Source organism: Microbacterium sp. SORGH_AS_1204 (assembly GCF_030818935.1).
Classification (GTDB): Bacteria; Actinomycetota; Actinomycetes; order Actinomycetales; family Microbacteriaceae; genus Microbacterium.
On the sequence record NZ_JAUTBD010000001.1, the window covers coordinates 3,662,119 to 3,684,034 of the forward strand.

At 71.4% G+C, this 21,916-nt stretch carries 19 protein-coding genes; 12 read left to right on the forward strand and 7 right to left on the reverse strand.

The genetic code is table 11. From position 1 onward, the window contains the following. Nucleotides 1-76: 76 nt before the first annotated feature. On the forward strand, nucleotides 77-1,231 hold the full coding sequence (locus tag QE410_RS16875) for a GTPase family protein (RefSeq protein ID WP_307334162.1): 1,155 nt from the start codon (nucleotides 77-79) through the stop codon (nucleotides 1,229-1,231). Nucleotides 1,232-1,842: 611 nt separating this feature from the next. After that, nucleotides 1,843-2,502 (forward strand): HEAT repeat domain-containing protein, encoded by a 660-nt coding sequence (locus tag QE410_RS16880; RefSeq protein ID WP_307334167.1) that lies wholly within the window; start codon nucleotides 1,843-1,845, stop codon nucleotides 2,500-2,502. A gap of 283 nt (nucleotides 2,503-2,785) precedes the next feature. On the opposite strand, the gene QE410_RS16885 is transcribed toward QE410_RS16880, so the two are convergent. Further along, nucleotides 2,786-3,409: a hypothetical protein gene (locus QE410_RS16885; protein WP_307334170.1), complete on the reverse strand. Its 624-nt coding sequence runs from the start codon at nucleotides 3,407-3,409 to the stop codon at nucleotides 2,786-2,788. Between the two features lie 198 nt (nucleotides 3,410-3,607). Here QE410_RS16885 and QE410_RS16890 point away from each other — a divergent pair, with 198 nt between their 5' ends. The 3 genes from QE410_RS16890 (at nucleotide 3,608) to QE410_RS16900 (ending at nucleotide 6,687) form a co-directional block, all read left to right on the forward strand. Next, nucleotides 3,608-4,747, forward strand: a complete 1,140-nt coding sequence (locus QE410_RS16890) for an acyltransferase (protein ID WP_307334173.1) — start codon at nucleotides 3,608-3,610, stop codon at nucleotides 4,745-4,747. Between the two features lie 218 nt (nucleotides 4,748-4,965). Then, entirely contained in the window at nucleotides 4,966-5,124 is a 159-nt protein-coding gene (locus tag QE410_RS16895) for a hypothetical protein (RefSeq protein WP_307334177.1), read from the forward strand. Between the two features lie 75 nt (nucleotides 5,125-5,199). After that, on the forward strand, nucleotides 5,200-6,687 hold the full coding sequence (locus QE410_RS16900; protein WP_307334181.1) for an SDR family oxidoreductase: 1,488 nt from the start codon (nucleotides 5,200-5,202) through the stop codon (nucleotides 6,685-6,687). 280 nt (nucleotides 6,688-6,967) lie between these two features. Here QE410_RS16900 and QE410_RS16905 read toward each other — a convergent pair whose 3' ends face one another. Then, entirely contained in the window at nucleotides 6,968-7,375 is a 408-nt protein-coding gene (locus QE410_RS16905) for an NUDIX domain-containing protein (protein ID WP_307334185.1), read from the reverse strand. A gap of 176 nt (nucleotides 7,376-7,551) precedes the next feature. On the opposite strand from QE410_RS16905, the gene QE410_RS16910 reads away from it, so the two are divergent. The 3 genes from QE410_RS16910 to QE410_RS16920 all read left to right on the forward strand — a co-directional run bounded on the left by QE410_RS16910 (nucleotide 7,552) and on the right by QE410_RS16920 (nucleotide 9,347). Continuing rightward, complete coding sequence (locus QE410_RS16910) at nucleotides 7,552-7,896, forward strand: LPXTG cell wall anchor domain-containing protein (RefSeq protein WP_307334188.1); 345 nt, start codon at nucleotides 7,552-7,554, stop codon at nucleotides 7,894-7,896. Nucleotides 7,897-8,343: 447 nt separating this feature from the next. Beyond that, complete coding sequence (locus QE410_RS16915) at nucleotides 8,344-8,976, forward strand: acyl-CoA synthetase (RefSeq protein WP_307334192.1); 633 nt, start codon at nucleotides 8,344-8,346, stop codon at nucleotides 8,974-8,976. Beyond that, nucleotides 8,973-9,347: an amino acid transporter gene (locus tag QE410_RS16920; protein ID WP_307334195.1), complete on the forward strand. Its 375-nt coding sequence runs from the start codon at nucleotides 8,973-8,975 to the stop codon at nucleotides 9,345-9,347. The genes QE410_RS16915 and QE410_RS16920 overlap by 4 nt, the downstream gene beginning before the upstream one ends. Nucleotides 9,348-9,565: 218 nt before the next feature. On the opposite strand, the gene QE410_RS16925 is transcribed toward QE410_RS16920, so the two are convergent. The 5 genes from QE410_RS16925 to QE410_RS16945 form a co-directional block, all read right to left on the reverse strand. Continuing rightward, nucleotides 9,566-10,606 (reverse strand): zinc-dependent alcohol dehydrogenase family protein, encoded by a 1,041-nt coding sequence (locus QE410_RS16925; protein WP_307334198.1) that lies wholly within the window; start codon nucleotides 10,604-10,606, stop codon nucleotides 9,566-9,568. 357 nt (nucleotides 10,607-10,963) lie between these two features. Then, nucleotides 10,964-13,813 carry a discoidin domain-containing protein gene (locus tag QE410_RS16930; RefSeq protein ID WP_307334201.1) on the reverse strand — a complete coding sequence of 950 codons (2,850 nt, stop codon included), beginning with the start codon at nucleotides 13,811-13,813 and terminating at the stop codon, nucleotides 10,964-10,966. Between the two features lie 586 nt (nucleotides 13,814-14,399). After that, nucleotides 14,400-15,779, reverse strand: a complete 1,380-nt coding sequence (gene purB / locus QE410_RS16935; RefSeq protein WP_307334204.1) for an adenylosuccinate lyase — start codon at nucleotides 15,777-15,779, stop codon at nucleotides 14,400-14,402. 27 nt (nucleotides 15,780-15,806) lie between these two features. Further along, complete coding sequence (locus tag QE410_RS16940) at nucleotides 15,807-16,313, reverse strand: low molecular weight protein-tyrosine-phosphatase (protein ID WP_307334206.1); 507 nt, start codon at nucleotides 16,311-16,313, stop codon at nucleotides 15,807-15,809. A 366-nt stretch (nucleotides 16,314-16,679) separates the two neighbouring features. Then, complete coding sequence (locus QE410_RS16945) at nucleotides 16,680-17,084, reverse strand: phage holin family protein (protein ID WP_307334208.1); 405 nt, start codon at nucleotides 17,082-17,084, stop codon at nucleotides 16,680-16,682. 97 nt (nucleotides 17,085-17,181) lie between these two features. Between QE410_RS16945 and QE410_RS16950 the strand changes: the two genes are divergently transcribed. From QE410_RS16950 to QE410_RS16965, 4 genes are all read left to right on the forward strand, one after another. Next, nucleotides 17,182-18,258 carry a histidinol-phosphate transaminase gene (locus QE410_RS16950; protein ID WP_307334211.1) on the forward strand — a complete coding sequence of 359 codons (1,077 nt, stop codon included), beginning with the start codon at nucleotides 17,182-17,184 and terminating at the stop codon, nucleotides 18,256-18,258. A 120-nt stretch (nucleotides 18,259-18,378) separates the two neighbouring features. After that, a complete protein-coding gene (locus QE410_RS16955; protein WP_307334214.1) occupies nucleotides 18,379-19,509 on the forward strand; it encodes a thiamine pyrophosphate-dependent enzyme in 1,131 nt (376 codons plus the stop codon). Further along, the gene (locus QE410_RS16960; RefSeq protein ID WP_307334217.1) at nucleotides 19,506-20,483 is read left to right on the forward strand and encodes an alpha-ketoacid dehydrogenase subunit beta; all 978 of its coding nucleotides are present in this window, start codon (nucleotides 19,506-19,508) and stop codon (nucleotides 20,481-20,483) included. The genes QE410_RS16955 and QE410_RS16960 overlap by 4 nt, the downstream gene beginning before the upstream one ends. Before the next feature lie 95 nt (nucleotides 20,484-20,578). Beyond that, the gene (locus QE410_RS16965; protein WP_307334219.1) at nucleotides 20,579-21,913 is read left to right on the forward strand and encodes a dihydrolipoamide acetyltransferase family protein; all 1,335 of its coding nucleotides are present in this window, start codon (nucleotides 20,579-20,581) and stop codon (nucleotides 21,911-21,913) included. Nucleotides 21,914-21,916: the final 3 nt, after the last annotated feature.

Sequence of the window (21,916 nt, forward strand, 5' to 3'; positions counted from 1 at the left end):
GGCATGCTGCGCCGTAGATTCGTGGCATCCGCAGTCCAGCGCGAATCGCGCGTGATCCGAGTTGTGAGGCGACACCATGGCGAAGAAGAACGCGGACAGACCCGACCTCGACGACAAGGCGTTCGTCCAGGCGACGTCCGAGGCGCGATCGCGTTACGGGCGGTTCAACCTCGCCATCGTGGGTGCGTCGGGAGTCGGCAAATCGTCGCTCGTGAACGCCGTCTTCGGCCGCGACTGGGCGAAAGTCGGCCGGGGACTGCCGGTCACGCGGGGCGTGCAGTTCTACAGCGACGACTCGCTCGGCATCTGGGACGTCGAGGGGTTCGAGATCGGCTCCCCCGTTCCTCCCGACCAGCAATTGCGCAATCACCTGGATGCCATCGCGGCGCATTCCGGTGACCACCAGATTTCCGTCGTCTGGTATTGCGTGAAAGCGAACGACGACCGGCTCACTCCCGCCGACATCGCGATGATCCGCGAGCTCGATGCGCGGGGACTGCCCGTCATCCTCGTGCTCACGAAGGTCGATTGGATCAAGAACCCTCTCACCGGCCACCAGGGCGTCGCGAAAGACGTCGAAGCGTTCGTCGATTGGCTCAACGACCCCGTCGACGAGGCGGGCGCGCGGCTGCGCATCCCCTACCGACGGGTCATCCTCACCTCGACGCGAGACAAGCACGGAAAGGGGAAGGGGCACGGCCTCGGTGACCTTGTCACGGAGACGCTCGCCCTCGCGCCCGAGCGCGACAAGGATGCCTTTCGCATCGCACAGCGCCTCAACCTCCCGTGGAAGCGGGAGATGGCTCGCCCGATCATCGCGACGGCATCCGCGGCAGCCGCGGGGGCTGCGACCGTTCCGCTTCCTGTCTCGGATGCTCTCACTCTTGCGCCGATCCAACTCACGATGATGGGCCGCATCGCCGCCATCTACGACCTCGAGGTCAAGACGATGCTGTCGGCGGGGGCGCTGGCCCAGTTCGGCGTGCAGGTCGCGGGGCGGGCGTTGGCGACCAGCTTCCTCAAGCTGATTCCAGGCGCCGGCGTGGTCGTGAACGCGGCGGTGGCCGGCGCGCTGACCGCGGCGACGGGCGAGAGCTGGATGAAGATCTGCGAGCTGCTCCACACCGGCAAAATCGACGTACGCAAGCTCGACCAGGAGTGGGCCAAGTACGCGCCCAGCTTCATGGACGTCGCGCGCAAGCTCGTCGAGCGGCGGGTCGGCCGGAAGTAGCCGCCGCCGGGCACTGCCCGTGACGAGCGGAGGGCCGGGGGCGGGCGGAGGAGGGATGCCGCTGACGCGTCCTCCCGTCGTCCCTGCTCCTGCGCCGGTCACGGCGTCCACTCGTCGGCGGCGAGCTTCGCGCCTGCCGGTGATGAGTGGAGGGCGTGGGGCGGGCGGAGGGGGGATGCCGTTGACGTGTCCTCCCGTCGTCCCTGCTCCTGCGCCGGTCACGGCGTTCACTCAATCGGCGGCGAGCTTTGCGCGTGCCGGTGATGGGCGGAGGGCGAGGGGTGGGCGGAGGAGGGATGCCAGTGACGCGTCCTCCCGTCGTCTCCGCTCCTGCGCCGGTCACGGCGTTCACTCAATCGGCGGCGAGCTTCGCGGGTGCCGGTGATGGGCGGAGGGCGTGGGGCGGGCGGAGGAGGGATGCCGTTGACGTGTCCTCCCGTCGTCCCTGCTCCTCCGCCGGTCACGGCGCCCGCGCCCCGCGGAACGAGCGGACGAGAGTCGGCCACCGGAGGAGGGATGCCGCGGCGGAGATCCTCCCGCCCCCGGATCTCCTCCGCTGCGAACCGTCAGCCGCCCGCACCCCTCCCGCAGCGTGACACGCTGGACGCACCATGACCGACACGACCTCCGCCGAACGCCTGCGCGCGGCCCTCGAGCACCGCGACGCGTCGGCCCGGCTGCAGGCCGCACTCGCCGCCGGCACCCGCCCCGACGACAGCTACATCGCCGAGCTCGTCGCCCGGTGCGCGGTCGAGGGCGACTTCTTCGTGCGCGACATGCTCACGTGGGCGTTGACGCGGCACGAAGCGGCGCGGGCCGTCGCGGCGCTGCTGCCCGAGGTGGGGTCGGAAATCCCGCAGGCGCGGAGTCAGGCGCTGCACACGCTGTCGAAGATCGGCGATCCCGCCGCGTTCGCCGTGATCACGCCGGCGGTGCTGCGCGACCGGCACCCCGAGGTGGCGCGGGCGGCGTGGCGCACGGCATCCGGACTCGTCCCTGACGACGCGCACGAGTCGCTCGCCGAAGAGCTCGCCACCCAGTTCGGCCGCGGCGACCACGACACCCAGCGCAGCCTCAGCAGGGCGTTCGCGGCGATCGGGTACCGCGCCGAGCCCACCGTCGAGCGCGCGGCGGCCTCACCGTACGACGTGGTGAGCGCGCACGCGCGGGCGACGGCGATCGTGATGGACGACCCCGACACCGAATTCGCCGAGGCCGTCGTCGAGGCGCGTCGGGTCGTGGCGCAGCGGGCGCTGCCACCCGAGGGCTGACACACGCCAGCGCGGAGGGCGGTTCTCCGCCGAGAACCGAGCGCCGCAAACGCCGGAGTGGAGGGTGAAAACCGGGCGCCGCGAACGCCGCCGCGCAGGGCGAGACCTGAACACCGCCGCGGAGGGCGAGAACCGAACGCCGCCGCGGAGGGCGAGAACCGAGCGCCGCCGCGGAGGCCGCAAACCGTGCGCTGCGCCCCCGCCCCCGGATGCGGCGTGTGCGGCGTCACGGTCGCCGCGTCCACACGAGCGAGCCCCGCGCCCGAGGCGGAACCGACGCCGGTCACTGCATCGCGTACTGCCACACCCGCGGCACGGCGCCGCCGGCGACCCACTCCCGCAGCAGCTCCACGCCCCACGGGTCGAGCCCCCACGTGTCGGGAACGTGGATGCCGCCGATGCCCGCGGCATCCGCTCGCTTCGCCCGGCGGGCGAGGCCGTCGGGCAGGCGGCTCCCCGAGAAGTCGAGCACCGCATCCACCACGACGACCTCGTCGCCGGCGGGGAGCGTGCGCGCGCGTTCGATGAGCGCCTGCACCTTCCAGTGCTCCCACAGCACGTTCGGGCCGGTGTCGACGCGGGTGTCGGTGGGGTCCGCAGGGAGCTCGGCGGCATCCGGGAACCGCACGGCATCCGTCAGCTCGAGCTCGGCAGCCAGCGCCCGCAGAGCGGGCGGGTCGACGAGGCGGCGGGTGTTCCAGACGAGGTCGGCGTCGAGCTCGCGCAAGCCGCTGAGCACGGCGGGCCGGAAGAAGAATCGTCCGTCGGCCGTGACCTCGGCGTCGCCCGGAACGGGCAGGGGGCCTTCTTCTCTGCCCTCGCGCATCGCGGCGTATGCGCGCACCGGGGAGTCGATCTCGACCAGCAGCACGCCGTCGACACCGAGCAGAATCGTTCGTCGGGCCATGCGTCCAGTGTGCCGTCCGCCCGCTCGTCAACCCCCGCGCCTTTCAGGAACTCCTGACCAGAGGGGAGTATCTTCTCGAATGGTCTGCGCGACTCCATGTGCTCAGGTCGGCCCCAACGATGTCGTCGACGCCGGGTGCGTTCGCGCTCGAGAACGACACGGGAGGCGATCATCAGCACCGCACTGAGCGCACCCCCGATGGCGGCCACCCCCGGACCCCTCGACCGCGTGCGCACCCTCCCCTCGCTGACCGGTTTGCGCTGGGCCACGGCGATGCTGATCTTCGGCCACCACCTCATGGCCGTGAACTACTTCGGCGGCACCGCCGGCGTCGCGTGGGGCGTGCTGTTCGAGGCCGGCAAGACCGGCGTGACGCTGTTCTTCATCCTTTCGGGCTTCGTGCTGGCCTGGGGATACAAGCCGCACCAGACCGCTCGCTCGTTCTGGTGGCATCGCGTCGCGCGCATCTACCCCCTGCACCTCGTCGGTGTCGCTCTCGCCCTCGTGGCCGCGGCGACCCTCGTGCCCGAGATCCGCACCGACGGCGCCGCGCCCCTGGTCGCCAACGTGTTCCTCGTCAACGGGTGGGTACCCGACTGGTGGCAGGCCGGTAACGCCGCCAGCTGGTCACTCGTGTGCGAGGCGTTCTTCTACCTCGGCTTCCCGTTCCTCATCCGTCCGCTGGTGCGGGCGTCGAACCGCGTGCTCACGGCGGTCGTCGTGGCATCCCTCGTGCTCGTCGCCCTCGCCCCGCAGATCGCCGCCTTCGCGCCGGGCGTGCTGTCGTCGGCATCCACTCCGCTCCTGCGTTTGCCCGAGTTCGTGCTCGGCATGACCCTCGCCCTGATGCTGAAGAGGGGCGAATGGATGCCGCTGCGCCTCAGCATCGCGTTGCCCCTGGCCGTCGCCGGGTACGCGCTGTCGGAGGCGCCGATGCTGCCGGGCACCGACATCCACCTGGGAATGGCCGGCACCGTCGGTTGCTACGCGCTGCTGGTCGCCTCCCTCGCGAACGCCGATGCCCGCGGGCGCTCGACCTTCCTCGCCCGGCCGCTCTGGCAGGAGCTCGGACGCGTGTCGTTCGCGTTCTACCTCGTGCACCTGCTCGTCATCGCGTCGGTGTCGTCGGCCTGGCCCGACGGTCACCCCGAACTGCCGTGGCGGCAGGCGGTGCCGCTCGCGCTCGCCGCCTTCGCGATCGCGTTGGCCATCGCGTGGGTCATCCACAAGCTGGTCGAGATCCCCGCGCAGCGGTGGCTGCTGCGGTTCGACCCGGACCGCGCGCGGCATCGGGGCAGGCGAATGGATGCCGCGAGCCCGGCGCCGCGGCGCACCTGAGACGGGCCCCTCGCGGTGCCGAGGCCCCTCGATACCTTCTCGCCCGCGGTGCGGGACACAACGCAGAAGATCCTGCCGGGCGCACGTGCGCAGCGGCGGGAACACCCATCCGGCACTCGGCATACCCGCCGATCTTCCTGTCTCATGTCGTGGACGACGGCGCGCGGGTCGGCCCCGACCACGTTGACCAGCAGGGTGCGCCTGGCTAGGCTCGCCGGATGTTCTCCGGACTCGCTGGCCCGCACCTGCTCATCATCCTTCTCACGTGGGGCCTCTCGCTGGCCGTCATCGGCGCCGTCGTCTACGTCGTGGTGCGCCTCGCCGTGCTGCACGCGTTGAAGGCGCATACCCGCTGGGTCGACGGCGGCAAGTCCTAGCCCGCCGCGCCCCGCGACATCAGCGCGACACGCCCGGCCCACCGCGCGTCCAGCAAGCCCCCGGTACACTGCCCCGTGCCCGAAACACTGCTGAGCCCCGACCGCGATGCCGCGCGGTCGACCACCATCGATCCGTTCGAGCTCGAGATCGCGCTGCGCGTCATCGACGCCGCCTCCTCGCTCGACCACGACGACCCCGCCTACATCGCCCTGCGCCGCCAGACCGGCAAGCTCTACAAGGACGTCAAGCGGCAGTCGCGCAAAGAGAAGCGTCAGCGCATCGCCGACGCCGATCGTGCGGTCGTCGCCGCCACCGCTACGGGAGCCCCGGATCGGATCGACGACGAGACCCGCGGCATCCCCCTGGCCGCCCGCACCTCGATGCCGTTCGCGGGCGAGCTGATCAAGGCCCGCGCCTGCTACATCTGCAAAGAGGACTACACCCTCGTCGACGCGTTCTATCACCAGCTGTGCCCCGACTGCGCGTCGATGAGCCACGAGAAGCGCGACGCCCGCACCGACCTCACCGGGCGTCGGGCTCTGCTGACCGGCGGCCGCGCCAAGATCGGCATGTACATCGCGCTGCGGCTGCTGCGCGACGGCGCGCACACCACCATCACCACGCGCTTCCCGCGCGACGCGGTGCGCCGGTTCTCGTCGCTGCCCGACAGCGCCGACTGGATCCACCGGCTCAAGGTCGTCGGCATCGACCTGCGCGACCCCGCCCAGGTGATCGGTCTCGCCGACTCGGTGGCATCCGAGGGTCCGCTCGACATCCTCATCAATAACGCCGCCCAGACCGTGCGGCGCTCGCCGGGTGCGTACAAACCCCTGGTGGATGCCGAACTGGCACCGCTTCCCGACGGACCGCTGCCCGAGCTGCTCACCTTCGGCCACACCAACGACGCGCACCCGCTCGCGCTGGCGCAGTCGGTGTCGTCGCACCCGATCCTCGCGTCGGCGGCGCGCACGGCCGAGGAGCTCACCGCCGAGGCGATGGCCGCGGGCTCCTCGTCGCTGGAGCGGCTGATGACGGGTACCGCGATCGACGCCGGCGGCCTCATCCCCGACGAGGACCGCATCAACAGCTGGACGCAGCACGTCGACCAGGTCGAGCCGCTCGAGATGCTCGAGGTGCAGCTGGCCAACATGACGGCGCCGTTCCTGCTCGTCAGCCGACTGCGGCCGGCGATGGCGGCATCCACCTTCGACCGCAAGTACATCGTCAACGTCTCGGCGATGGAGGGCGTGTTCGGCCGCGGCTACAAGGGCCCCGGCCACCCGCACACGAACATGGCGAAGGCGGCGCTGAACATGCTCACGCGCACGAGCGCCCGCGAGATGTTCGAGTCGGACCGCATCCTCATGACCGCCGTCGACACCGGTTGGATCACCGACGAGCGCCCGCACTTCACCAAGGTGCGCCTGGCCGAGGAGGGCTTCCACGCCCCGCTCGACCTCGTCGACGGCGCGGCGCGCGTGTACGACCCGATCGTGCGCGGCGAGGCCGGCGAAGACCTGTTCGGCATCTTCTTGAAGGACTATCGCAAGAGCAGCTGGTGAGCCGCCGCGCGGCGCTCCCCGAGCTCGAGAGAGCCGGGCGTCGCGGCGTCGGCCATCCGGCGGGCCCGGGAACACGCGTCCTCGGCGACGTCATCTGCGCGGGCGACGTCGGGGGAGGTTCCTTCGCGCCGATCGTGTGATCTCGCGCGCTGACGCCCGGCGCGGGCGCGGGCCGCGCGGCGGCCCGGCACGGGCCCGTGCGGCGTATGGGCGCAGGCGCGGACGGCGGGCCGAGTGCGTATGCGGCGGCCCGAGCCGGGGCCCGGGCGGTCGCGACGCGTCAGGCGGGCAGGAAGTACTGCCGCGCCAGCGGAGCGATCTCGATTCCGGATGCCGTCGCGGCGGTGACCCAGCGCAGCTCGGCGATCTCGGCATCCGGCACCGGCTGCTGATCGCCGATGTCGACACGGAACACGTCGGCGACCACCTCGAAGCCGGGCTCGTTCGCGGCGCTCGCGGTGAAGCGTCCGAGCGGCTCGAGGTCGGCGGCGTCGACGATCAGGCCGACCTCCTCGGCGAGTTCGCGCGCGAGGGTCTCGGCGGGCGTCTCATCGGGTTCGGGTTTGCCCCCGGGCTGCATGAACGCCGTCGTGCCGGCCTTGCGCACGACCAGCAGGCGGCCGTCGGCGTCGGTGATGACCGCGGCCGAGACGTGGATGCGGCGCGGGGGAGTGGCATCCGGAATCACCTGGGCACGGTAACACTCGCGAAGGCGGTTGCTCGCGGCACCCTGGGCCGGCGCGCCCGGAGAACCCGAGCGCCCGTCGATGAATGCCGGCGTTGTGCAATCAATAGACGAATTCCTGTGCATTCCTCGCGCCGCACGGGCCATTTACGCCATACTCCCGAGAGGAGGTTCTTCGCGTGATTCTCAAGACGACGGCGGCAGTGTTGCTGGCCCTCGCCCTTTCCACCCCCCTGGCTGCGCAGGCCGCGACGGGGGATTCCACAGACGGTTCGATGACGATCTCGGTCGAGATCCCCGCCCGCACCGCGGCTCCGACGCCTCTGCCCACGGCGACGCCGACGGCCGCCCCGTCGGCGACCGCGAGCCCCGCCCCGGCCGGTTCGGAATCGGATGCCGACGCCTCCCGGCCGGGTGCTCTTCCGGCGACGGGCGGAGAGATCGCGCTGTGGGCCGGTGCGCTCGGCGCGGTGGCGCTGGTCGCCGGGCTCGCGATCCGCGCCGCACGACGCCGCCGCGTGTGAGTGCGGGGCGCTCTCCGGTCAGGTGCCACCGCCCGATGCGCCACGATCTCCCCCCGCCCACTGCCGGTTCGCGATCGGACGCCCGGAAGCAGCCACCGTCTCTTCGGCGGTGAGTGATCCGCGCCGGGCGGGGATTCCGGAGCACGCTGCCGGCGCGCCACGCTCGAACGTGCGCCGTCCTACGGGCCGGGACGCCCCCACACGCCCCGGACCGCAGCGCGGCGTTCAGTCGGCATCGCCTCGAAAACCGGTGCCGTGGCACGAAACTACGGGTCTGGGTGCGGTCCTTGCGGCCGATGTGACCGAAAGAACACCCATTCTTGCTTTCGCAGTAAGGGACCGGTTGCGGCGGGGGCTCACGTCGCTCGATGTCGTGCTTCCTCGGAGGGCGCTCAGCCCCCGAGGAATAGACTTGGCCTCATCCATTCCGCTCTTCCGGGACCCTCCGTGACCACTTCCTCCTCCGCGCGCGCCTTCGACGTCCGCCACCTGCAGCTCGCCCGCGCCGCTTTCGCGGCGCTCGCGGCCGTCATGGTCACCTTCTCGTCCGACCACTCCGCACCCCTGGGGCTCGGCGTGTTCAGCGGATTCGCACTCGCGACCGGACTCGCGTTCGCGATTGCCGCGTGGCTGGTGTTCCCGCGCGACGAGCGCATGGTCCCCGTGCTCCTGGCATCCGTCTCGATCATCGCGGGGCTCGTCTCCAGCGTCGGCGCCTGGCGCACGACCGGCGTCTTCTTCGCCGTGGTGATCGCCTGGGCGCTCGTGTCGGGACTCATCGAGCTGCTCGGCGCACTGCGCGACCGCAAGGCCGGCCGCACCGCCGGCGTGCGCGACGGCGTGCTCATCGGCATCCTGGGTCTCGTGCTGGCGGCCGTGCTGCTGCTCACCCCCATGCAGTACGCGCTCGATTACGACATCACCGGTGCGGGTTCGTTCACGTTGACCGGCATCACCATCGCCGTGGGACTCTTCGGCGGGTACGCGGCGGTCGTCGCCGTGTTCCTCGCGATCGCGGGCTTCTCGCCGCGTCGCCCCGAGCCCGTTCCGGCCGTATCCCCCGAGGAGGCCGCGTCATGACCGACAAGCCCACCACGCGTAAAGACCTGATGAAGCCCGTACAGCTGCTCGGACTGGCCTTCGTCGCCGCCCTGTTCGCCGGTTTCGTCACCCTCATGTCGATGGGGTTCTTCCAGACGCGTCCCGCCGACCAGATCCAGAACGCCCTCGTCGTCGCGCTCGTCGCCGCCGGCGCGACCTTCATCGTCGTACTCGTGAGCGTCGCCCTCATGCTGCTCGCCGTCGACCCGTCGAAGGTCACGCAGACGGTGGATCGTCCGCTGCTGCTGCCCAAGGACACTCCGGATGCCACGGCCCCCGGTGCCGCGGACGCATCGGCCGAGCGGCCTGTCGACAAGCCCGACGAGGGCGACGCCGCGCCGAAGGCCTGACGCCCCGCGGGGCGCGTGCGGTGATCCGCCGCGCCTCGCGTCTTCTTCGATGCTCGTGGTGGCTCTTCGCGGTGGCTCTTCGCGGTGACGAAGGGAGGGGCAGGGACGAGCGGAGGACGCATAGAGGGCTTTCGGCCCTCCCGTCGCTCCATCTCCTCCCGACGTCACGCGTCGGTCACGGCGCCGGTGAGGCGCGCCGGCCACCGCGCCCGCGGCGGTCAGGCGCGCCGCGGGTCGATCATCGTCATACCGGCGGGTGACGCGGTGTCCATGGTCCGCAGCAGTTCGGCGGCCTCGCCGAGGCCGACCACCCGCTCGATGAGTTCCTGCGGGCGAAGGGCGCCGCTCTCGATGAGCGCGAGCATCGCGGGGTAGTCCGCCGCGGCCATGCCGTGACTGCCCAGCAGGTCGAGCTCCCACGCGATCACGCGGGCCATCGGCATGGCGCTCATGCCGTCGGCCGTGGGGAGCAGGCCGACCTGCACGTGGCGGCCCCGGCGGCGCAGGCTCAGCACGGCGTCGCGCGCCGTCTGCGCGCTGCCCACCGCATCGACCGACACGTGGCTGCCGCCGCCGGTGATCTCGTGCACTGCGGCGGGGATGCCGGCGCCGTCGGCGATCAGCGTGTGCTCCGCGCCCAGCCGGCGCGCGGCATCGAGTGCGGCGGGGGTGCGGTCGACGGCGATCACACGGGCGCCCAGGGCTGCGGCGATCATGACGGCGCTCAGGCCCACGCCCCCGGCCCCGACGACCGTGACCCATTCGCCCGCCTGAATGCGCGCGCGGCCGGTGAGGGCGCGGTACGCGGTGGCGAAGCGGCATCCGAGAGCCGCCGCCGCCTCGAACGAGACACCGTCGGGGATGCGCACGACGTTCGTGTCGGCGGCGCGCAACACCACGCGCTCGGCGAACGAGCCCCACTGCGTGAAGCCGGGCTGCTGCTGATCGGGGCACACCTGGGCGTTGCCGCTCCGGCACCACTCGCACGCGCCGCAGCCCATCACGAAGGGCACGGTGACGCGGTCACCGACCTGCCAACGCTGCACGCCGGCGCCGACCTCGACGATCACGCCCGCCAGCTCGTGGCCGGGGACGTGCGGAAGGGCGACGTCGTCATGGCCGACCCAGGCGTGCCAGTCGCTCTTGCACAGCCCCGTGGCGAACACCTCGACCACCACTCCGCCGGCCGGTGCGCTCGGCGCCGCGACGTCGCGCACTTCGAGCGGCTCGGCCAGGGTGTCCATGATCATCGCGCGCATGGCATCCATTCTCCCGGTCGCGGCAGGGCGTCCACGCTCTAGCGCTGCATTGCCGCGCACGAGGCTCCTGTGCCACCCGGCGCCCGACTCACACGCGACGCCCGACTCATGCGGCCCCCGTCCCACACGCGGCGCTCGGCGCGTCCGCGGCGCTCGGCGCACCCCGACGCCCGCCTCATGCGGCGCCCGGCGTTTACGCGGCGCCCGCCTCACACGCGGTGCTCGCCTCACCCACACCGCCCGCCCCATACGCGCTCGCTCTCGCGCGACGCCCGGCATTGACGCGGCCCCGCCGCGCACGGACGACGCCCGACCCGGTACGCGTGGGGGCGCGTGCCGGGCCGGGCGTCGGGTCGGTCAGCGGCAGGTGCGGGCGGTGAACGCCACCTCCTGGGATCCGCTCGCGTCTCCCGCCGAGGTGGTCACCGTGACGGTGCCCGCGTCGATCGACGTCGCGCGCGTGGACTGCGCGATCGAGGCGGTCTGGCCGGGCTGCATCGCCGTCAGCGTCCGGCGACCCCACGGTGACGACACCTCGACGTTCACTGGCGTCGACTCTGCGTTGCGCACCGTGGTGACCAGCGTCACGCGCCCGCTGATGCACCGCGAGGTGACCGTCGCGGCGGCCTTCGGCGGCACGACGACCTCCGGCACCACGATCTCGGGGATCTTCAGGTACGAGCCGGGAGTGGCGAAGGTCACCCGCAGCCCGGTGGCGCGTACCGCTTCGAAGCGCAGGACCGTCTTGGCGTTGTTCACGACGGCGGGGGCGGCGCCGACCACTGTCACCGGGGTCCACGTGCCGTCGGCGGCGCGGTACTCCGCGCTCACGCCGGTGACCTTGCCCTCGATGTTCGTGAACTCGACGCCGCCGATGCCGTGCGCGCTCCCGGTGGTGAGGGTGAACGTCGCGCTGTCTTTCAGGGCGGTGTCGCTCCACGTCGACCACGAGGTACCGCGCCGGCCGTCGCAGGCGAGGTTCGGCGTCATGACCTCATAACGGGTCTGCCAGAACGACGCCGCCACGGTGGCGTCGCTCGCGCGGCAGACGTTGGGCACGCCGGCCTGGCCCCAGATCGACACCTCGGCGATCGACTGCCAGGTGTTCGTCTGCGTGGTCATGCGCAGGCGGAGGGCGCTCATCGGCGCGAGCGCGCGCGTGTCGAGGGTGACGACGGGCGCCGGCTGCGTGGCATCCTGAGCGACGGTCGCGGCCACCTGCGAGCTCACCCACGCGCCGTTCGCGTCGCGGTACTGCACCTCGATGCGCGAGGGCCAGGTGGCGGTGGCGCCGTCTTTGTAGGTGTCGACGACGACCGAGTCGATCGCGCGAGCGGTGTCCCACTCGAAAGCGAGCCAGCTGTCGCGGGGGTAGCCGCTGCTGGACCAGTCGTCCCAGCCCTTGGAGGTGCGACCGTCGATGACCGTGCGGGCGAGGTCGTTGCGGTGGGATGCCGAGACGGAGGCCTCGGGAGCGATTTGCACGACACCGGGCTCGACCACGTCAACGGTGCGGGTGAAGGTGCGGCCGGCGGTGAAGTGGGCGTCTGCGGCGAGGGTGCCCGTGAGCGTGCGGGTGCCCAGGCGGCCGGTGTCGAGCGTCGTCCAGGTGACGCCGACGTCGGTGCGCCGCCCGTCCACCTCGACGGCGACCGTCGTGGGCAACGTGGCCGACGTGCCGCGGCGGACCGTGTCGGGCAGGCGGTCGTCTGCGACCTTCCACGTTCCGCGGCCGAAGCCCTTGTCATCCCAGTACGAGGCGTCCCAGCCGTCGGCGTAACGGGCGGGGTCCTCGGCCGCGGGGTTGTGCATCTCGAGGCGACCGTTCTCGCCCACCGTCAGCGGCAGCCAGACGTAGGTGGAGTCGGACTTGCCCTCGTTCCACCGGTCGCCCATGTAGACGAACTTGCCGGGCTCGAGCTCGAACACGTTGGTGGTCTGCGACCCGAAGGTGGTGCGGCGGGCGTCACCGACCGACAGCAGACCGTCGCCGCCGTCGGGGATCGAGTTGTACGACACCGTCTCGTTGGCGTCATCCGCTTCGATGCCGCGGATCCACGTGCCCATCAGGTTCTTCGTCGTGTAGTAGGTCTGCGGGTTGGGTGCCCATCCGGTCGCTCCCGACGTGATGACGCTGTACGTGCCGTCGCGCTCGAAGATGGCGGGGGCCTCGAGGTGTCCGCACTCCTTGACGATCTGGAAGTCCTCGCCGCGCACCGGCGCCTCGGGCGTGCCGTCGGCGAAGACGTACGGGTAGCGGCCGTCTTCGGAGTACTGGTTCACGTCGAGCGTGTCGGAATCGGTGGTGTGCGTGACGTTCGTATACGAGTCGTCGAGTTCGGCGACGTAGAGCGTGTAGTTCTCCTCCGACGAGTACGAGATGTACGCCTTGCCGTCGTCATCCTGGAACACCGTCATGTCGCGCGCCTGACCGGGCACGGCGTACTGCGTGCACGCCTGGTAGTCCTGGCGGTTCGGCATGCGGAACGCGCCCGTCATGCGGAAGGGGCCCGCGGGGGAATCCGACACGGCGACCGCCGCCATCGATCGGGCGTACGTGCTGCCGCCGGGGGCGATGCGCCCGTCGGCGTGCCACCACATGACCCACTGTCCGGTCTTCTCGTTGTGCAGGACCTTGGGGCGCTCGAAGATCGCGGTGTAGTCGGAGTTCTGCGTCGAGTTCAGGTGGTACGCCAGGGCGTCGATCTTCTCGGTGCGGGGCTGACCGTTGTCGTCGACGGTGTCGTAGAGGTTCTCGAAGTAGGGCGTGAGCAGCTCGTCACGGGTCGAGATGCTGCGCAGCGCATCGCCCAGGTTGGTCCAGTTCCGGGCATCCGTCGAGCGGTAGACGGCGACGCCGGGGCTGTTCCAGTAACCGTTCGTGCGGTCTTCGCCGTACCAGTAGTAGACGGTCTCGCCGTCTTCCTCCGTGGTCACGACCTGGCCGCCGTGCGCCTGGATGTGACGCCCGTCGGTGTCGTACCACTTCGGCTGGAAGTAGGTCGCCGCACTCGCTCCGGGGTCGGCCAGGGGCTGGAAGTTCGTGTACGTCACGGGCGGGTCGACGCGCGGGACGCCGTCGTTCGGGTCGGTGGCGACCCCGTTCGCGGCAGCCGCGCTGAGGGGGGATGCCAGGGTCCCGGCGAGGACGGCCGTCGTTGCGGCCGCGAGGAGTCGGCGTGTGAAGGAGGGGCGTCGAGGCGTCATCGCGTCTGTTCCGATCCGCGCCGCGACGATGCGGCGCATGACGGCCGGAGCCGTGGTGGGGGTGTGTTGACGTCAACATTAGGAGTCGGCGATGCGCGACGTCCAGTGCTTTCTCCGCGCGAACGCCCCGGGCGTGGGGTGCGGGGCACCGCGGGGAGCGGTGCGGGACAGCTGCCAGGCCCCCGAGACGGGCGCGTGCTCTCGCCGCACGCGACCTCCGCGCGGCGGTGTATGCGCCGTGCCGGTCGGGCCGTGCACAACGGCCGAGGTGGTGGAGGACACGCCGTGTGGGGGTGGGATGGGCCGGCATGTCGGCGGAGACTTCCGCCGTTGTGCACGTCCGGGCGGCGTGCGGGTGCCGCGGGGCGGCGTGCGGGTGCCGCGGGGCGGCGTGCGGCCGCCGCCGGGCGGTGAGTCCGCCGCGCGAGAAGGGCCGTGCACAACGGCGGAGGTCGTGGAAGACACGCCGTGTCGGGATCGGTCTGGACGGCGTGTCGGTAGGAAAGTCCGCCGTTGTGCACGCCCGGGGACCGGTCCGTCGATCTCGACGACCGCCTGCCCCGCGTGTGTCGCGGCTGGTGGCGCCTTACAGCGCGTCGACCACCCGCGACGCCAGCCCCGCATACGTCGCGGGCGTGAGGGCGAGCAGGCGCTCCTTCGCGGCATCCCCGATGTCGAGGCCGCGCACGAACTCCGCCAGCTCGGGGGCGCCGACCCGGCGACCGCGCGTGAGGTCTTTGAGCAGGGCGTAGGGGTCGGTGATCTGCGATCGACCCGCGGCGATCTCGGCGCGCACCACGGTCTGGATGGCCTCGGCGAGCACCTCCCAGTTCACGTCGAGGTCGGCCAGCAGCACGTCTTCGGCGAGCGAGATCTCGGTGAGACCCCGCTGCAGGTTGTCGAGTGCGAGCAGCGAGTGGCCGAAGGCGACGCCGATGTTGCGCTGCGTCGTGGAGTCGGTGAGGTCGCGCTGCAGGCGGCTCGTCACCAGGGTGGATGCCAGGGTGCTGAACAATCCGCCGGCGATCTCGAGGTTGGCCTCGGCGTTCTCGAACCGGATCGGGTTGATCTTGTGCGGCATCGTCGACGAGCCGGTGGCCCCGGCGACGGGAATCTGGGTGAAGTACCCGAGCGAGATGTAGGTCCAGATGTCGGTGGCGAGGTTGTGCAGGATGCCGCCCGCGTGCCGCGCCCGGTCGTACAGCTCGACCTGCCAGTCGTGCGACTCGATCTGCGTCGTCACCTCGTTGAAGCCGAGGCCGAGCGACTCGATGAAGGCGCGCGTCAGCGACGGCCAGTCGACCTCGGGCTCGGCGGCGACGTGCGCCGACCAGGTGCCGGTGGCCCCCGAGAACTTCGCGAGGTACTCCCCGGCATCCAGCTGACGGATGACGCGCTCGAGGCGCCACGCGAAGACGCCGATCTCCTTGCCCATCGTGGTGGGCGTGGCGGGCTGGCCGTGGGTGCGCGAGAGCATCGCGGCGTCGCGGTGCTGCACCGCGAGCTCGGTCAGGGCGGCGGTGACGGCGCGGAGCTTGGGCAGCCACACCCGCTCGACCGCGCGCTTGACGGTGAGGGCGTAGGCGGTGGAGTTGATGTCTTCGCTGGTGCACGCGAAGTGCGTCAGCTCGGCCAGGGCGGTGAGCCCGAGGCTGTCGAGACGGTCGCGCACGAGGTACTCGACGGCCTTCACATCGTGGCGCGTGACGGCTTCTTTCGCGGCGAGCCACGCGATCTCGTCGGCGCCGAACTCCTCGTACAGCGCACGCAGGCGCGCACGGTCGGCATCCGACACCGGCGACGTGCCGAACAGCGAACGGTCGGTGAGGGCGAGCAGCCATTCGACCTCGACCTCGACGCGGGCGCGGTTCAGGCCCGCCTCCGACAGGTAGTCGCCGATCTCCGACACGGTGGCGAAGTACCGGCCGTCGAGCGGGCTGAGGGGCTGCGGAGGCAGAGAGGACACGGGTCTCCCGGGGGTCGCGCGAAAGGGTCAGCCCGCGGAACGGATGGCGGGCTCGAGCTGCCGGAACAGGGCGCGGCTGGCTCGCTCGATCATACCGAGCACCTCGTCGAACATCGGGGCCCCGGCGTAGTACGGGTCGGGCACGTCGAGGGTCTCGGCATCCGGCAGGAACGACTGCAGCAGCGCGATCTTGTCGGTGTCGTCGTCGTCACGCGCCCACCCGCGCAGGACGCGCTCGTGGCTGCGGTCGAGGGCGACGACGAGGTCGTTGCGGGTGAAATCCGCGGACTGGAACTGCCGCGCGCGGTGAGCGGCCCCGTCGTATCCGAGGCGGTCGAGCGCTGCGAGCGTGCGGTGATCGGCGCGCTCGCCGACGTGCCAATCGCCCGTGCCGGCCGAACTCGACGCGATGCGGGCGCCGAGGCCCGAGGCCTCCGCAAGATGCCGGAACACCACATCGGCCATCGGCGACCGGCAGATGTTGCCGCTGCAGACGAACACGACGCGGAAGGGCGCGTCGGCACTCGCGGTCATCCCTCCATCATGGCGGGGACGGGCCGCGACCGCACCCGTCGATTGGGGGCGGGGCGCACGGGGTCGGTCGGGGCGTCCGGCGCACGCGGGTCGCGGTCCCTTCGACAGGCTCAGGGACCTCGGTTCGCGTGTGGATGCGCGGGGCAATGGCATCCGGTTCCTGAGGAGGCTGAGCCCGTCGGGGCGTCCGGGCGCGCGCGGGGTGCGGTCCCTTCGACAAGCTCAGGGACCTCGGTTCGCGTGTGGATGCGCGAGGCAATGGCATCCGATTTCTGAGGAGGCCGGGCCCGTCGGAGCCTCCGGGCGCGCGCGGGGTGCGGTCCCTTCGACAGGCTCAGGGACCGGGGCTGTGGCGCGCGGGCGGCGTCAGCGGCGCTCCCGCTCCTCGCGCCGCGGACGCAGGATGCCGCCGAGCACGGCGTTGATGATGCCGATCAGCAGGGCGGCGATCACCGTGAGCCAGAACTCGCCGGTGCGAAGCCCCCAGTCCCAGTTCTCGGTGATGACCGCGGTCAGCCACAGCAGGAACCCGTTGATGATCAGCGAGATGAGACCGAGCGTGAGGATGTAGAGCGGGATCGCCACGATCTTCACCACCGTGCCGACGATGCTGTTCACGAGCGCGAAGATCAGCCCCACGAGAAGCAGCGTGAGCAGCACCTGCCCCCACTCGCCGGGGGCGAAGGGGATGAGCCGCACCTGCAGGGCGGGCAGCAGGGTGACGATCCAGATGGCGAAGGCGTTGACGGCGACGCGGACGACGAAGCGCATGCCCCCACCCTGGCACGCACGGGCGGTCACCGTCAGGGCGTTGCACCTGTGGAGGAGGGGCTGACGAAACCGGCGGCCCCGCGGATAGGCTCGCGGGGTGAGTGACGAGAAGGTGCTGCCCCGGATCCGCCCCGAGATCGCCGCCCTGCCGGCGTACCGGCAGGGTCGCCAAGCCAGCCCCGACGCCTTCAAGCTCTCGAGCAACGAGAACCCCTTCGAGCCGCTTCCCGGTGTGCTCGAGGCGGTCCACGCCACCGGCGCCTTCAACAGATACCCGGATGCCACGGCCGCACGCCTGCGCGAGCGTCTCGCCGCGCGGTACGGCGTCTCGCCCGACGAGGTGCACGTCGGTGCGGGTAGCGTCTCGCTGCTCGCGCAGCTGCTGCTGGCGACTTCGGGCCCCGGCGACGAGGTCGTCTACGCCTGGCGCTCGTTCGAGGCCTACCCCTCGCTCGTCGCGGTGGCCGGTGCGACCAGCGTGCAGGTGTCGCTCACCGCCGACGCCCGTCACGACCTGCCGGCCATGGCCGCCGCCGTGACCGAGCGCACCCGGCTGGTGATCGTGTGCAGCCCCAACAATCCCACCGGCACGACCGTCGGCTACGACGAGTTCGCGGCCTTCGTCGACGACGTGCCGCGCGACGTGCTCATCGTGCTCGACGAGGCCTACGGCGAGTTCGTCACCGACCGCGGCTCGGTCGAGGGCGGTCGCGTGCGTGCCGTGCTCGACCGGCCCAACATCGTGGTGCTCCGCACCTTCTCGAAGGCGTACGGCCTGGCGGGCCTGCGCGTGGGCTACGCCATCGGCAACCAGGCGGTGCTCGACGCCGCCCGCAGCACGGCCATCCCGCTGTCGGTCACGGCCGCGGGCGAGGCGGCGGCGCTGGCGAGCCTGGATGCCGAGAGCGAGCTGCTGCACCGGGTCTCGGTGATCGCCGCGCGGCGCGATCGGCTGGTCGACCGCCTGCGCGAGACCGGGTGGGACGTGCCCGACGCGCAGGGCAACTTCGTCTGGCTCGCCGCGGGCGAGCGCACGCTCGAGGTGGCCGCCGCGTTCGATGCGGCCGGGCTCATCGTGCGCCCGTTCGCGGGCGACGGCATCCGCATCTCCATCGGGGAAGAGGAGTCGCTCGACCGCATCGTCGAGGTCGCCGCCGCCACCGCCGCGGGCTGACCCGGGTCGTCCCCACCGGAGACGTGGCGGCATCCGTTTGTCACACGTCGACGGCGAATTCCGGCATCCGTTGTGCACCTCATGCGGTCGCATGCATGGGCCGGGCGTTAGCGTGGGGGAATGACCCCGCTCGACGACCCCGCTCTCGTGCGCGTTCTGGCAGCCGACGGCACGCTGGCGCCCACGCCCGCCGCCGAGCGCTACCTGCCGCTCATCGACGCCCTGACCGACGCCGAACTCGAGACCTTCTACCGCGACATGGTCTCGATCCGCGCGTTCGACGTGCAGGCGACCAATCTGCAGCGCCAGGGCCAGCTGGCCCTGTGGCCGCCGTCGTTCGGGCAGGAGGCGGCGCAGGTCGGCTCGGCCCGCGCCGCTCGCGCGCAGGACCACATCTTCCCCTCGTATCGCGAGCACGTGGTCACCCGCATCCGCGGCGTCGACCCGCTCGACATCATCCGCCTGATGCGCGGACTCACGCACGGCGGGTGGGACCCGACCGACCCCAAGAACGGCAACACCCACATCTACACGCTCGTGCTCGGCGCGCAGACGCTGCACGCCGCGGGCTACGGCATGGGCCTGGTGTTCGACGGCAAGTGCGGCACGGGCGATCCCGAGCGCGACGAGGCCGTCATCGTCTACTACGGCGATGGCGCCTCCAGCCAGGGTGACGTGCACGAGGCCATGGTGTTCGCGGCCAGCTTCCAGACCCCGCAGGTGTTCTTCCTGCAGAACAACCAGTGGGCCATCTCGGTGCCCGTCGCCACGCAGTCGCGCTCGCCGCTGTACAAGCGCGGTGAGGGCTACGGCATCCCGAGCCTGCAGGTCGACGGAAACGACGTGCTCGCCAGCTACGCGGTGTCGAAGGTCGCCCTCGACGAGGCCCGCGCCGGCGGCGGCCCCCGGGCGATCGAGGCGATGACCTACCGCATGGGCGCACACACGACCAGCGACGACCCCACCAAGTACCGCACCTCCGACGAAGAGAAGGCGTGGGCCTTGCGCGACCCGATCGCCCGCATGCGCACCTACCTCGAGGGGCGCGGCGCCTCGCAGCAGTTCTTCGACGATGCGGATGCCGAGGGTGCGGCGCTCGCGAACGACGTGCGCGTGCGCACGAACGAGCTCGGTGCGATCCCGCGCTCGCACATGTTCGAGAGCGTCTACTCCGAGGCGCACGCGCTGATCCAGGAGGAGCAGCGCTGGCTCGACGACTACGAGGCGTCGATGGAAGGGGGCGCCCAGTGAGCGAGAACCTGCCGATCAGCCGGGCGCTGAACGCGGGCCTGCGTCGCGCGCTCGAGACCAATGACCGTGTGCTGCTCATGGGCGAGGACATCGGTCCGCTCGGCGGCGTCTTCCGCGTGACCGAGGGCCTGCAGAAAGACTTCGGGCCGCGCCGCGTGATCGACTCGCCGCTGGCGGAATCGGGCATCGTCGGCAGCGCGATCGGTCTCGCGATGGGCGGCTTCCGGCCCGTGCTCGAGATCCAGTTCGACGGCTTCGTCTTCCCCGCGTTCGACCAGATCACCTCGCAGCTGGCGAAGCTCACGAACCGCCACGAGGGCGCGTTGCAGATGCCCGTCGTCATCCGCATCCCCTACGGCGGGCACATCGGCGCGGTCGAGCACCATCAGGAGAGCCCCGAGGCGTACTTCACGCACACCCCGGGCCTGCGCGTGGTCAGCCCCTCGAACGCGAACGACGCCTACTGGATGATCCAGCAGGCCATCGACTCGCCCGACCCGGTGGTGTTCTTCGAGCCCAAGGCCAAGTACTGGCAGAAGGGCGAGGTCGACACGACGGCGCCGGCTCTGCCGCTCCATGCCAGCCGCATCGTCCGCCGCGGCACCGACGTGACCCTGGTCGGTCACGGAGCCATGGTCACGACCCTGCTGCAGGCGGCCGCGCTCGCCGAGAGCGAGGGCACGAGCTGCGAGGTCATCGACCTGCGCTCGCTCTCGCCCGTCGACTACGGCCCGCTGTTGGATTCGGTGCGCCGCACCGGCCGCATGGTCTACGCGCAGGAGGCGCCGGGCTTCACCTCGCTCGGCTCCGAGATCGCCGCCACCGTGATGGAGAAGGCGTTCTTCGCGCTCGAGGCGCCGGTGCTGCGGGTCTCGGGCTTCGACGTGCCGTTCCCGCCCGCGAAGCTCGAGGGCACGTACCTGCCCGACGCCGACCGCATCCTCGAGGCCGTCGACCGGTCTCTGGCCTACTGACCCATCCACCCCTCGACGCCGAGGCCCGTCTCCCGCCGGAGCATTCCGTTGCGGCGACGCCGGTGCCAAGCTGGCTCCCGAGCAAAGGACACACCGTGACCGATCAGACCTTCGTTCTCCCCGATGTCGGAGAAGGCCTCACCGAGGCCGAGATCGTGCAGTGGCGCGTCGCGCCCGGTGACACCGTCGCCGTCAACGACGTGATCGTCGAGATCGAGACGGCCAAGTCGCTCGTCGAGCTGCCCTCGCCGTACTCCGGCACGGTGGGCGAGCTGCTGGCATCCGAGGGGGCCACCGTCGAGGTCGGCGCCCCGATCATCACGATCGGGTCTGCGGATGCCGCGCCCGCGGCGCCGTCGGCCCCGACCACCGTTCCCGAGCCCAGCGACCCCGGCGGGGCGGTGCTCGTCGGCTACGGCACGGGCGGCGCGGTGTCGTCGCGGCGTCGGACCCTTCGACAAGCTCAGGGACCGTCCGCGGAGCGCCCGGTCAAGGCGTCCGTCGGCGTCGTCGCGAAGCCCCCGATCCGCAAGCTCGCGCGCGACCTCGGCGTCGACCTCTCCGCCGTCACGCCGAGCGGTCCCGCCGGCGAGGTGACCCGCGACGACGTCGTAAAGCACGCCGAGCAGGCCAGCGTCTTCCGCAACATCGAGACGCCCGCGTGGGGCGCCGTGCGCGAGGAGACCATTCCCGTTCCCGCCCCGCCCGCGCCGGCCCCGGTCGCCGACGCGCGCGAGGAGTCGATCCCCGTCCGTGGCGTACGCAAGGCCACCGCCTCGGCGATGACCTCGAGTGCGTACTCCGCGCCGCACGTGTCGGTGTGGGTCGACGTCGACGCCTCGCGCACCATGGAACTGGTCAAGCGCCTGAAGGCCTCGCCCGACTTCGCCGACGTGAAAATCTCGCCGCTGCTGATCATGGCCCGCGCGGTGATCTGGGCGCTGCGCCGCACGCCCATGATCAACGCCGCCTGGGTCGACACCGACGCCGGCGCGCAGATTAGCGTGCGTCACTACGTCAACCTCGGCATCGCCGCGGCCACCCCGCGCGGCCTGCTCGTGCCCAACATCAAGGACGCGCAGGCGATGAACACGCGCGAGCTCGCCAAGGCGCTCGAGCACCTCACGCTCACCGCGCGCGAGGGCAAGACGAGCCCGGCCGACCAGACCGGCGGCACGTTCACGATCACCAACATCGGCGTGTTCGGGGTGGATGCCGGCACCCCGATCATCAACCCCGGCGAGGCCGGCATCATCGCCCTCGGCGCGATCCGCCAGAAGCCGTGGGTCGTCGACGGCGAGGTGCGCCCCCGCTGGGTGACCACGGTGTCGGGCTCGTTCGATCACCGCGTGGTCGACGGCGACGGCATCTCGCGCTTCATCGCCGACGTGGCATCCGTTCTCGAGGAGCCCGCGCTGCTGCTCGACTAAGCC